Consider the following 12,252-nt stretch of genomic DNA (forward strand, 5'->3'; position numbering starts at 1 on the left):
TAGCTAGCTTTTAACAAAAGGTCGTACCCCGAACGGGTGCGACCTTTTTGCATGTATCGATAATTGAACTCGTGCTATACAAGCATGGTGACTTTTGCCCAAAACGATAATCCCTCGTCTCGTCGGTGGGGGTATGGGAAGATGAATACCCACCGGTAAGGTAAGGAAATATGACAGACTTTGTAGATAGAGTGACCGTCCACGTCAAGGGCGGGGATGGCGGCAACGGTTCCGCAGGCGTGAAGCGCGAGAAATACAAACCGTTGGCTGGTCCGAACGGCGGCAACGGCGGAGACGGCGGTTCCGTCATTTTCGTGGCCGATGCCAACGCCAACAACCTTTTGGATTATCGTTTCGTTCCACATCGTAAGGCTGAAAGCGGCACGATGGGCTTGGGAGACACCAAAGACGGCTCGAAAGGCGCCGACGTGGTGCTACCCGTTCCGCCGGGAACCGTGATTTTCGAAGCCAAGGGTGCCCAGGGCAAGGCCAAGCGCCCCGGCCGCGAACTGGCTGATTTGCGCCATGCCGGGGATAAGTTCGTTGCCGCGGCAGGCGGTATGGGCGGCCTGGGCAACGCCGCGCTGGCCAACAAAACGCGCCGTGCCCCTGGATTCGCCTTACTCGGTGAGCCAGGCGAGGAACGCGACGTGATTCTGGAGCTCAAATCCATCGCCGACGTGGCGTTAGTGGGCTTCCCGTCGGCCGGCAAGTCCAGTCTTATCGCTGCGATGAGTGCAGCCAAGCCGAAAATCGCCGATTACCCGTTCACGACTCTCGTGCCGAACCTTGGCGTGGTCAGTCTCGAGGAATATCGCTATACGATTGCCGATGTGCCAGGTCTAATTCCCGGAGCTTCGGAAGGCAAGGGTCTTGGTCTCGAGTTCCTGCGTCATATCGAGCGCACCGAAATCATCGCGCACGTCATCGATTGCGCGACGCTTGAGCCAGACCGTGATCCGATTTCCGACTATCACGCACTGGAAGACGAACTGGCGAAATACGCTGCCCAGCTGAAGTTGCCGCTTGGCGTCATTCCGATTCCCGATCGTCCGCGTGTCATTATCCTCAACAAGGCCGATGTGCCCGAGGCCAAGGAGCTTGCTGAATTCGTGCGTCCTGAGTTTGAAAAGATGGGACTCAAAGTCTTCATCGTTTCCACTGCTTCGCATGAGGGCTTGAAGGAACTTGGTTTCGCCTTGGGCAAGATGGTCACCGAACTCCGTGCGAAGTTGGCTGAGGAAGAGGCCGAGCGCGACGAGGAACGCGTGGTCATCAAGCCGTTGGAGCAGCCAACGCGTCGTCGCCGTCGTGCCGACGATGAACGGGGTACATCGCTCGATTTCCATGTTGAGCGCGAAAGCAACCCCAATGGAGACGTGTGGTTCACCGTCACCGGCGCTAAGCCGGAACGCTGGGTGCGACAGACCAATTTCGACAACGACGAAGCCGTCGGCTATCTTGCCGACCGCTTGGCAGGTTTGGGTGTCGAGGACGACTTGCGTCGTCACGGAGCCAAGCCGGGTGACGAAGTGCGTATCGGTAAGGGCGACAACGCGGTTGCGTTCGATTGGGACCCGACCATCGCCGCCGGCGCTGAAATGCTCGATGGTGCCCAGCTGGGCGCTCGTGGCAAGGATTTGCGCTTGGATGATGGAGCCGATGGCAATCGTGTCCGTCGTCGTACCAATGCCGAGCGTCGTCGTCAGTATCACGAGATGATGGATGCCAAGACCGCCGTGCGTGAGGCCATGCGTCAGGAACGCACCGCCGGCCACTGGGCCGACCCGAGCGTCGATGACGATCGTCACGACGAACACGCGATTCTCGGTGGCCACCATTCCGACGACGAACACGAGTCTGGAACCAGCGAAAAATAAGGTTCGTAAGATGGTTCTTCAGGAACGATAACGCAATAATCAAGAGGCTTGGCTGAAATGTCGGGAAACCAGATGCAGACAGAACATGAGGTGCGAGCTGCGGTCGCGGCCGCACAGACCGTCGTGGTGAAGGTCGGTTCGAGCTCGCTGACCAAGCCTTCCGGCCATTTGGATGTGGATAAGGTCGGTGCGCTCGTCCAGGTTCTGGCGCAGCATGCCAAGCGCGGCACCCGTATGGTGCTGGTCTCGTCTGGTGCCATCGCCGCAGGTTTTGGCCCATTGGGATTCGACGCAAGACCGGACGATGTCTCGACCCAGCAGGCTGCGGCATCGGTGGGCCAAGGCGTATTGATGCAACATTACGAAACCGGTTTCGCCCGTTACGGTGTGCGTGTCGGCCAGATTCTGCTCACTGCCGACGACACCATGCACGCCTCGCGCTACCGCAACGCCCAACGCACGTTGCGGCGGCTTCTTGATCTTAACGTGGTTCCGATTGTCAACGAAAACGATGCATTGGCAACCAACGAGATTCGTTTTGGCGACAACGACCATCTTTCTGCACTGGTGGCCAATCTGGTACGTGCCGATGCTTTGGTACTTCTGACCGATGTTGACGGCCTTTACACTGCTCCGCCTTCCAAACCGGAGGCTAAACGGGTCGGTTTTGTAGCCGATGCCAACGAGATTCTCGACAACGTTGCGGTAGGCGGCAGCTCGTCGGGTGTCGGTAGTGGCGGCATGGTCACCAAGCTGGAGGCGGCGCGTATAGCGGTCAATTCCGGTATTCCCGTCGTGCTTACCAGTGCCGACAATATTGAAGGGGCGCTAGACGGCAGGCCTACGGGAACTGCCTTCGCGCCGTCAGCCCACCGTGATTCCTCGCGTCGTCTCTGGATCGGTTTCGCTGCGAACCCGCGTGGGTCGTTGGTCGGCGATGAAGGCGCAATCAAGGCGATTCTTGGTGGCAAGGCCAGTCTTTTGGCAGCCGGTGTATTAGAAGTGCATGGCGAGTTTTCCGCCGGCGATCCGGTCTGGATTGACGACGAGAACGGCAACCACATCGCCAAAGGTCTCTCGGGCTTCGATTCCGATGAGATTCCGCATACCCTCGGCCGCGACACTTCCCAGCTCAAGCGTCTGCTTGGCGAGGAGTATGCCCACCCGCTGGTTCATCGCGACGATTTGGTGCTGTTGTAAAGCATTTTTGGTCCATATTCCGAGCTCCATGCTGCTGTTCGTCTTACCAATTCGTCACTGCGGTCTAGTCTTAAAGTGGTAATAACCACCAAGAACGTGGGAGATAAAAATGGCAGAGTGGCAGACGTTGAGTGACCGTGTGAATTCCGTGGCGCCGAGCGCTACATTGGCCGTGGATTCCAAGGCGAAGGAGATGAAGGCCTCCGGTATCGATGTCATCGGTTTCGGTGCTGGCGAGCCCAATTTCCCGACTCCCGATTATATCGTTGACGCTGCTGCGGCGGCTTGCCGAGATCCAAAGAATCATCGCTATACCCCGACTCCCGGTCTGCCGGCGCTGCGCAAGGCCATCGCCGAAAAGACGTTGCGCGACTCTAGTTACGAAGTCTCACCCGACCAGGTCGTGGTGACCAATGGTGGCAAGCAAGCGGTTTACGAGGCATTGCAGATTCTCATCAATCCTGGCGACGAGGTTATTATTCCTGCGCCCTATTGGACCACCTATCCCGAAGCCGTGAGGTTGGCAGGTGGCACGCCCGTCGCTGTCTTCAGCGGTGCGGAAAACGGTTTTGCACCGACGGTCGAGGCGCTTGAGGCAGCAAGAACGCCGCATACCAAGGCCATCTTTATCAACACTCCCTCGAATCCAACCGGAGCGGTCTGGAGCGAGGAAACACTGCGCGCAGTAGGCGAGTGGGCCCTGGAACACCACGTGTGGGTCTTGAGCGACGAGATCTACGAACATCTGACCTATGATGGCGAAAAGACTGCATACATCGGCGCGTTGGTGCCGGAGTTGCGCGACCAGCTCATCGTCCTGAACGGTGTGGCCAAGACCTATGCCATGACCGGCTGGCGGGTCGGCTGGCTCATAGGCCCAGTTTCGGTCGCCAAGGCCGCTGCCAAGATGCAGAGTCATATGACTTCAAATGTTGCGGACGTCTCTCAGCAGGCCGCATTAACGGCAGTATCCAGAACGTTGGATGCGGTGGCGATGATGCGTACGGCATTCGACAAGCGTCGTAAAGCCATTGTTTCCGATCTCAATGCCATCGACGGTGTGACCTGCCGTACTCCCAAAGGTGCTTTTTATGCGTTCGCCGATGTCACTGCATTGTTGAACCGTCCTCTCGGCAAGAACGGCTCGATTGTCAAGACCTCCTCCGAACTGGCTGAGCTTCTGCTCGAAGAGGCCCATATCGCCGCCGTCCCTGGAGAAGGGTTCGGCGCTCCTGGCTTCCTGCGTTTCTCGTATGCGCTTGACGACGACGATTTGGCCGAAGGCATGCGTCGTTTCAAAAAATGGGTCGGCTGAGAACCGATATCGATAAACGTCCACGTTTGCAGATTCGGTCAGGCATCTTTCAACATCAGCGTTGTTTCCTGATCTTTTAAATGCGACACGTGGAGTGGACGAAATCGCGAAAAACGGCTAAGCTATTCTTTCGGCGGTTTATGTTGCATGGTCTCGTGCTTCGAGTACTGTGGACAGAGTTCACCTAGGGAAGTGGCGCAATTGGTAGCGCAACGGTCTCCAAAACCGTAGGTTGTGGGTTCGAGTCCCGCCTTCCCTGCCAAGTAATCACAAGCCGAACGAAGGACGGATATGGCGAAGGCACGAGAGTCTGAAAAGAGCGTCAAGCCGAACATTTTTATGCGTATCGGCTTGTTCATCAAGCAGGTTATTGACGAACTGCGTAAGGTCGTCACGCCGAGCGCCAAGGAACTGGCCGGTTGGTCGGTTGCGGTGTTCATTTTTGTGCTTATTCTGATGGCTCTTGTTTCAGGTATGGATTTCGGTCTTGGCAAGCTGATCCTCTGGATCTTCGGCTGAGCATAGACGATTTTAAAGGTGACTAACAGTATGGATAATGAAGTAAATCTCGAAGGCTTGGACGCATTGCCCGATTTGCCGAGCGACGATCAGTCTGCGGCTGAGGCTTCTAGCGTTGATAGCGCGGCGGTTGATGCCGTTGACGGTATCGAAAACGCAGATGTTGCTGAAAAGACTTCCGATGATTCTGCAGATACTGCTTCCGCTATGGATTCCGATGTTTCTGATGACACATCCGAAAGTGCTACCGAATCAGCAGACGGGGAAGCTGCTGCAGAGGCGACTAGCGACACCGCCGCAAATGCTGAGAACGAAGATGCTGACGATGCCGGCGCAAAGGCCGTCAAGGAGTTTTCCAGAGAGCCTGCGTGGTTTGGATGGCAAGTGGTATGTGCTCCACACCTATTCCGGCTATGAAAAGCGTGTGAAGACCAACGTCGAATCCCGTATCCAGAGCTATGGCCTCGAAGACCAGATTTTCCAGATTGAAGTTCCGATGGAAGAGGTCGAGAAGCATACGGACAAGGGCAAGAAGGTTGTCACCCGCGTGCGTGTGCCCGGTTATGTGCTCATTCGTATGTGGCCTGATGAGAACGCTCGTCGCATCGTCCGTGAGACGGAAGGCGTCACCGGTTTCGTAGGACCCACCAAGGATCCTGCACCGCTGAGCCGCAAGGAAGTCGTCAAGATGATGGCTCCGATGATTGCTTCCGAAGCGTTGAAGGAAGCGGGCGACAAGCCTGCTGCTGCCAAGAAGCGCACCGTTGAGGTCTCCTACAAGGTCGGCGACCAGGTCACTGTTATCGATGGCCCATTCGCCACGATGGCCGGCGCGGTTTCCGACGTCGAGCCCACCACCCAGAAGCTCACTGTCTTGGTCTCCATCTTCGGCCGCGATACACCGGTCGAGCTGGGCTTTGGCCAGGTCGAGAAGATCGTCTGAGTTCCGTTCCGCTTAAGTTTTAAGTAATTGATGCCGCAGATTGCAAGGTCTGCGGCATCATTCGTATTTACGGTGTTTTTACTATGCCGATGGCCGTGAAGTGATTGCCATTATGTCGTGCTGGCTTGGAATAATGGAAAGGCTTGTGTCTGGAGGGGAGACCCGCTAGCACAGCACAGCAATATCAGTTGCGGGAGGAGACCCGTGACACTTGATATACCAATGGTTTTACCGAGACTGGTGATAGTCGGTTTCGGTTTTATCGCAGCGTGGTTCGTTGACCATCGCAAGATGGCACTCAACGGAAACTGTCGGAACCTGATATATCGCATGGTGTCGTGGGCGACCGTTATTACCGCACGGACAACGAAAAGGAGCCATTTCTATGGCTGGAAAAAGGTCACTGCGCTGATCAAGCTGCAGATTGAGGCCGGCAAGGCCAATCCTGCGCCGCCGCTCGGTCCTGCCCTCGGTTCGCATGGCGTCAACATCATGGACTTCTGCAAGTCCTACAATGACGCGACGAAGGACAAGATGGGACAGGTCATCCCTGTTGAGATCACCGTTTACGAGGATCGTTCCTTCGATTACATCCTCAAGACCCCGCCGGCAGCAGCACTTCTGCTCAAGGCCGCCGGTATCAAGAAGGGCACCGATAACCCGCTGACCCACAAGGTCGGTTCCGTCACCTCGGCTCAGGTCCGTGAGATCGCCGAGACCAAGATGGCCGATCTGTCTGCTCGCGACGTCGAGGCCGGAATGAAGATCATCGCGGGCACCGCCCGTTCGATGGGCATCACGGTCGAAGGCTGAGGGAGGAGAAACAGATGGCTAACAAGCATTCCAAGAAATATCGTGAATCGGCCGAAAAGGTCGACGGCAGCAATCTGTACACCGCTTCCGAAGCTATCGCACTGCTGAAGAGCATGCCTGCACGTGGTTTCGATGAGACCATCGAAGCTACTTACTGCCTGGGTGTCGACCCGCGCAAGGCGGACCAGCTGGTCCGTGGCGTGGTCAACCTCCCCAATGGCACCGGCAAGACCGCCAAGGTCCTCGTGTTCGCACGTGGCCCGAAGGCTACCGAAGCTACCGAAGCCGGAGCCGACTTGGTCGGTGACGACGACATGGTCGCCAAGGTGCAGGGCGGCTTCCTCGACTTTGACGCCGTGGTTGCTACTCCTGACATGATGGGCAAGGTCGGCCGTTTGGGCCGCGTGCTCGGCCCCCGTGGCCTCATGCCGAACCCGAAGACTGGCACCGTGACCATGGATGTGGCCAAGGCTGTCAAGGACATCAAGGGTGGCAAGATCGAGTTCCGCGTCGATAAGGACGGCAACCTGTCGTTCATCATCGGCAAGAAGTCCTTCGATCAGAAGGCTCTGGAAGAGAACTTCCAGGCTGTGGCTGCGGAAATCAAGCGTCTGCGTCCTTCCACTGTGAAGGGCCGCTATATTTCCAAGGCGACGATTACCTCGACGATGGGCCCCGGCGTTCCGCTGGATCTCGCCCCGCTTGCCTGAAATATGTGAAGCGTAGTCGATAAGTTAAGTTGCCCGATACCTCGCAAGAGGTGCCGGGCAACTTTTGTTTTGCGGGTCAAGAAATCTTGATTTTTCCTTAAAAATCGCTCTTGGCTCTTGCGTTTCTGCTTGGTTTCTTATATTCCTTAATCAGTGTTTCATGATTATTCCTGTTGCATATCTTGTTTGCAATGGAAAACATTGAGAAAGGATATATAAGAAAGCATGTCTATTTGGGGCAGTGAAGGGCCTAATGGGTCTCGACCAAATAACTACGGCCGTCGGCCGGGAAAACGTGGCAGAAGTGGCAGAAATGCTCATTTTCGGCGTCGGAGAATTAATCTCGACAGTTTGCTGACACGATTTCTGATTTTGCTGGTTGCGGCTGTGTTCATCGGCGTCGGTTCCGGTCTGTTGCTGCCGAAAATCAGCAAGCCTTTGGGGCAGATGACCGGCCAGTATGTGGCTACTGGACCGGTGGCTCAGGTCCTGTCGACGTTAACGGTGGACGATCACCCGAACACGTACGGCTACAACCGCGATTCTTTTGGTTACAACACGACTGATGACGATGGTGATGGCTGCACCATCCGCGATGACATTCTCAAGCGCGACATGACGGATGTGAAGTACAAAGCGCCTAGCACTTGTAAGGTCAAATACGGCACGTTGCAAGAGCCGTACACGGGCAAGACCATTCATTTTGTCCGAGGCAAACAGACGAGTGCAGCGGTACAGATCGATCATGTAGTGGCACTCGAGAACGCCTGGCAGTCCGGTGCCAAGAAATGGGACTCGGCCAAAAAGCTGCAATATGGCAACGATCCCTATAATCTGCTGGCCGTCGATGGCCCAGCTAACCAGGAAAAGAGTTCTGCGTCCGCAGCCTATTGGCTTCCTTCCAATCGAGCGTTCCAGTGTTCCTATGTCGCTCGTCAGGTTGGTGTCAAGCAGAAATATAATCTCACCGTCACCACCGCTGAAAAGCAAGCGATTTCAAAGGTTCTGCGCACCTGCCCTGCGCAGGAAGTCCCTAAAAGCTGAAAAATGCCGATGACATGTTGAAATGTCATCGGCATTCTTATATCAGCAGGAATATCGAGCTTTACTTGTGCGTGTGGAAGCGGGGAACACGGACATGGCGCAGAGTGCGATTGGCAAGGTCACGAGCCGAACCGGCGCCTTGGCCTCGCACACCGAAGGTGACCAGCAGAACCATACCCAGCGCAATAAACGAGCTGACGATAAGCGACACCCTGATGCCGTAGACGTTAGAGAGGATCGCGGCCGAATGGCTCGATCCCATCGAACGCTGGAAGATCTTGGTGAACTCCTCCATGAGGATGACCAGAACAGGTGCGCCGATGGCACCGGATATCTGACGAACCGTGTTGGTGACGGCTGAACCTGCCGAAACATTTCCCGGGGACAGGCAGTTGAGCGACCAGGTTGTGATGGGCATCAATACGAAGCCCATACCGATCTGGCGAATGAACTGGCAAATCGAGACCCACCAGATGGGCACGCCCATGCCGATGAAACTCATCATGATGGTACCGGTCATCAGTGTGAAGGAGCCGATCAACGCCACCGGTCGCGCACCGAACCTGTCGAGCAGCCTGCCGCCGCCGAACTGGGATATGCACTGTCCGAGTGCGCCCGGAAGCATCACCAAGCCGGAGATGGTCGCGGAATAGCCGCGATCGTTCTGGATGAACAGGGGAATGATAACGGTGATGGAACTGAAGGCAAAGAAGCTCATAGCAGCCGTAATGGTGCCGACCCTGAAGCTCTTGTTCTTAAGCACGGTGAGATCAAGCAGCGGCGGCTGCAACTTGCGGATTTTTTCGATTTGTCCACGAACCTGAGGGGTCTTGAAATGTTCCTCGACCTTAGCTGCGGAATCCGGATCGGCCCGCAGGCGCTTGATGGCTGCACGCAGTTCGGCAACGTTCTTGGGCTTGTTCGCTTCTTCCTGAAGATGTTCGTTCTCTTCCAAGCCGGCAATCAGAGTACGAAGCTCAGCTTTGTAGCGTTTGGCGCCCTTGAGCTGACGGACGACGAACCAGACGATGCCGATAAGACCAATAGTCATAGGCAGCCAGACCATCGGGTTGAAGAACGCATAGGTTTCGATGTTGGTAAAGCCGAACAGCAGGCCACCGAAACCGAGAACGGAAAGGCATACCGAGAAGAAGTCGGCCTTGGCGTCGTTGTCACGTTCGCTGAAGTTGTGCATAAAGAAGATGGCAAGTACCAGAGCCAAAGCGCCGACGATGGTCAGCGAGACGAAGATGGAACGCCAGCCGCTGGAATCTGTCTGCCAACCGCCGAAGGTCGGGCCGATGGCAGGGGCCACGCTCATGGCCACGCCAACAGTACCCATAGCCACACCGCGCTTCGACATCGGATAGACCGAGAAGACGATGATTTGCAGCACCGGCCACATCACGCCGGAACCGATGGCCTCGAGCGTACGTCCGGCAAGTACGAGGGTGAAGGTGGGTCCGAGCCAGGCGAGCACCGAACCCAGCGTGAAGATGCTCATTGAGGTGATAACGATCTGGCGGGTGGAGAAGCGCCGGGTGAGATAGGCCGTCAGCGGCACCATGACACCCTGCACAAGCTGGATGACGGAGGTCAGCCACTGGCCGGTGGTCACGTTGATGCCGAATTCATGGACGATGGTCGGCAACGCGGCGCTCAGTTGCAGCTGGGTGAAGTTGCCGATGAAGGTGATGAACGTGAGGATGGCGATGGATACAAAGGCCGCATGGCTCAAATGTCCATCGACGTATGATTCCTCTTTGGTAAGGACCTGCGACAATGCTGGTTTGGAGGAAGACTTTGCTTGTGATTCCACGAGATTAATCGCTCCTTGTTGGCTGCATGGAAATTTTCATGATTATTTGCATACGTATTCCACTATATCCAAAAATGTTCGATGATGACGATAATGAAAAAGATTTGGCCTTCAATATCGCCAGAGTAACTGGTTTAGCCTACACCCTCAGGCGGATGGCCGGAGCGTTGTGTTTCATTATGGGAATGCAAAAATCCTGCAATATGTTATTGCAGGATTTTCAAAAATCACGGATGCCGAATGCTACATTCCGGTGCCACGAAAGACGGCCATCACCGTCTTGAGCAGAATGGCGATATCCCCGGTGAATGACCAGTTTTCCACATACGAAATGTCAAGCTGCTCGCTCTCCTCCTGATTCAAAGCGTTACGTCCTGAAATCTGCCAAGGGCCGGTGATACCAGGTTTGACCAGCAAGCGTGCCGAATACAGGGAATCATATTGATCCACTTCATACTGCTGTTGCGGACGCGGACCGACAAGGCTCATGTCGCCTTTGAATACGTTAAAGAACTGTGGAAACTCGTCCAGTGAAGTCTTGCGTATAAAATGCCCGAACTTCGTGATGCGTGGATCATCTTCGGCCTTGAAGAGGATACCGTGTTCGTTGCCGGTTTCCTCCGCCACTTCTTCGTCATATTTGTCTGCATTTACGCGCATCGAACGGAACTTATAGAGTGTAAACGGCTTGCCATAAAGTCCGATACGTTGTTGCGAATACAGAGCTGGACCGCCATCCTGGGTTTTGACTCGCAGAGCGACAAATGCCATGACAGGGGAGGAAATAATGATGGCTATGGTGGAACCTACGAGGTCGAATATACGTTTGAGGAAGCGGGTCAGTGTGGAATACTGTGGCAAGCGCGCTGTGAGCATTGGCATTGATGGATTGCTTCGTAGATGCAGTTGCGAGGATGCGATATCGGCAACGTTGGCCATAAGTACGAGTTCGATGCCCATGGACTCGACCGCCAGTGAGAAAGTTCGCATCGTCTCAGAATATCGTGACATGACATCTGCGATGAGAATGGCCTGTGCCTTGATCTCCTTAGCTTTTTGTGGCAGATGGGAATCCATCGGCAGCACTTTCAGCTTCTTTTCCTCTGGACAAGTGCTGCGGAATGGCACGGATACGAGTTGCTGGGCCTCTGCCAAATTTGAATCTTTTTCCCATTCGAGACAGAGACAACGGGACAGACAGCAACGGGCTTGTAACCCATTCCGGGGTTTTCCTTGAGTTGTGCAATGACTTTATGGATTCCCTCGGGCGAACCGACAATCACAGTGTCATACATATAAGTATCTTTACGCCGATGACGATGCAAAGAACGTCGCATGATCCACCGCTCCAATAGTTCGAACACACAAGAACATAGTGGTATGAGAATCGTCAACGAACGGGGAATGTCAAGTTTGAAAATATAGCTGAACATACAGATGATGACAAAATCAACCAAAGTAGCGTTCAGGATTTCGCTGTATAGCTCGTAGCCTTCACCCATTGCGTGTCGATGGTAGATATGCTGTGAGGCTAGGCTGGCGACCCATGCAATGCAGATTAACGCAAGAAATTCATTTAGTCGTCCTGGATTAGTACCACTGCCTTGTATATTTGCATAGGCATCGGGCTCAATAGTTAATATGAATAGTGTTGCTAGAAGCGTCATTACAACGTCAAGTGCAATTAAGGTGGCGTTGAAAATAATACTCCATGTGGGAATGGAATAGTTCAACAGCTGATGGTTGGAATTTTCAGCTTTGGAGTGGAATACGCCTTTGTTATCTGAAAGAAAGTATGAGCCATCGAAGAAACTGTTGCCGACGGACGGTTTTGGGTGATGGAGAGTCGATGATGCTGTCCGCTCAACCGGAGTTATCGGAGGCAAGGATGTTTTCTTATCCTTAGCAGCCTCAACTTTTACTGTATCTTTTTTGAGTTGCGCGGTGGCAGAAGCCTGAACATCGCTACTTGATCTGTCTCTTTGCAACATTACAATACCTTCTTCTCT

10 protein-coding genes, 1 tRNA gene and 1 pseudogene are annotated in these 12,252 nt (G+C 54.6%); 9 read left to right on the plus strand and 3 right to left on the minus strand.

Annotated elements, in window-relative coordinates:
* The first annotated feature begins 170 nt into the window (after nt 1-170).
* From obgE to OZX57_RS01625, 9 genes and pseudogenes are all read left to right on the plus strand, one after another.
* Nucleotides 171-1,880 carry a GTPase ObgE gene (obgE, locus tag OZX57_RS01585; protein ID WP_277162448.1) on the plus strand — a complete coding sequence of 570 codons (1,710 nt, stop codon included), beginning with the start codon at nt 171-173 and terminating at the stop codon, nt 1,878-1,880.
* A gap of 72 nt (nt 1,881-1,952) precedes the next feature.
* Nucleotides 1,953-3,080 carry a glutamate 5-kinase gene (gene proB, locus OZX57_RS01590; RefSeq protein ID WP_277162449.1) on the plus strand — a complete coding sequence of 376 codons (1,128 nt, stop codon included), beginning with the start codon at nt 1,953-1,955 and terminating at the stop codon, nt 3,078-3,080.
* A gap of 109 nt (nt 3,081-3,189) precedes the next feature.
* Complete coding sequence (locus OZX57_RS01595) at nt 3,190-4,395, plus strand: pyridoxal phosphate-dependent aminotransferase (RefSeq protein WP_277162450.1); 1,206 nt, start codon at nt 3,190-3,192, stop codon at nt 4,393-4,395.
* 186 nt (nt 4,396-4,581) lie between these two features.
* Nucleotides 4,582-4,657, plus strand: a tRNA-Trp gene (locus OZX57_RS01600).
* Between the two features lie 29 nt (nt 4,658-4,686).
* Nucleotides 4,687-4,914 carry a preprotein translocase subunit SecE gene (gene secE, locus OZX57_RS01605; protein ID WP_277162451.1) on the plus strand — a complete coding sequence of 76 codons (228 nt, stop codon included), beginning with the start codon at nt 4,687-4,689 and terminating at the stop codon, nt 4,912-4,914.
* Between the two features lie 30 nt (nt 4,915-4,944).
* A pseudogene (gene nusG / locus OZX57_RS01610) lies at nt 4,945-5,857 on the plus strand (transcription termination/antitermination protein NusG).
* Nucleotides 5,858-6,187: 330 nt separating this feature from the next.
* Nucleotides 6,188-6,670, plus strand: a complete 483-nt coding sequence (rplK, locus tag OZX57_RS01615; RefSeq protein WP_277162452.1) for a 50S ribosomal protein L11 — start codon at nt 6,188-6,190, stop codon at nt 6,668-6,670.
* A 14-nt stretch (nt 6,671-6,684) separates the two neighbouring features.
* Nucleotides 6,685-7,380 (plus strand): 50S ribosomal protein L1, encoded by a 696-nt coding sequence (gene rplA, locus OZX57_RS01620; RefSeq protein WP_277162453.1) that lies wholly within the window; start codon nt 6,685-6,687, stop codon nt 7,378-7,380.
* A 336-nt stretch (nt 7,381-7,716) separates the two neighbouring features.
* Nucleotides 7,717-8,424 (plus strand): HNH endonuclease family protein, encoded by a 708-nt coding sequence (locus OZX57_RS01625; protein ID WP_277162896.1) that lies wholly within the window; start codon nt 7,717-7,719, stop codon nt 8,422-8,424.
* Nucleotides 8,425-8,485: 61 nt separating this feature from the next.
* Here the strand turns inward: OZX57_RS01625 and OZX57_RS01630 are convergent, their stop codons facing one another.
* The 3 genes from OZX57_RS01630 to OZX57_RS01640 all read right to left on the minus strand — a co-directional run bounded on the left by OZX57_RS01630 (nt 8,486) and on the right by OZX57_RS01640 (nt 12,234).
* Nucleotides 8,486-10,243 (minus strand): MDR family MFS transporter, encoded by a 1,758-nt coding sequence (locus OZX57_RS01630; RefSeq protein ID WP_277162454.1) that lies wholly within the window; start codon nt 10,241-10,243, stop codon nt 8,486-8,488.
* Between the two features lie 243 nt (nt 10,244-10,486).
* On the minus strand, nt 10,487-11,398 hold the full coding sequence (locus OZX57_RS01635; protein ID WP_277162455.1) for a sugar transferase: 912 nt from the start codon (nt 11,396-11,398) through the stop codon (nt 10,487-10,489).
* Complete coding sequence (locus OZX57_RS01640; RefSeq protein WP_277162456.1) at nt 11,332-12,234, minus strand: hypothetical protein; 903 nt, start codon at nt 12,232-12,234, stop codon at nt 11,332-11,334. The genes OZX57_RS01635 and OZX57_RS01640 overlap by 67 nt, the downstream gene beginning before the upstream one ends.
* Nucleotides 12,235-12,252 lie beyond the last annotated feature (18 nt).

It is taken from the genome of Bifidobacterium sp. ESL0682, from assembly GCF_029392815.1.
Taxonomy (GTDB): domain Bacteria; phylum Actinomycetota; class Actinomycetes; order Actinomycetales; family Bifidobacteriaceae; genus Bifidobacterium.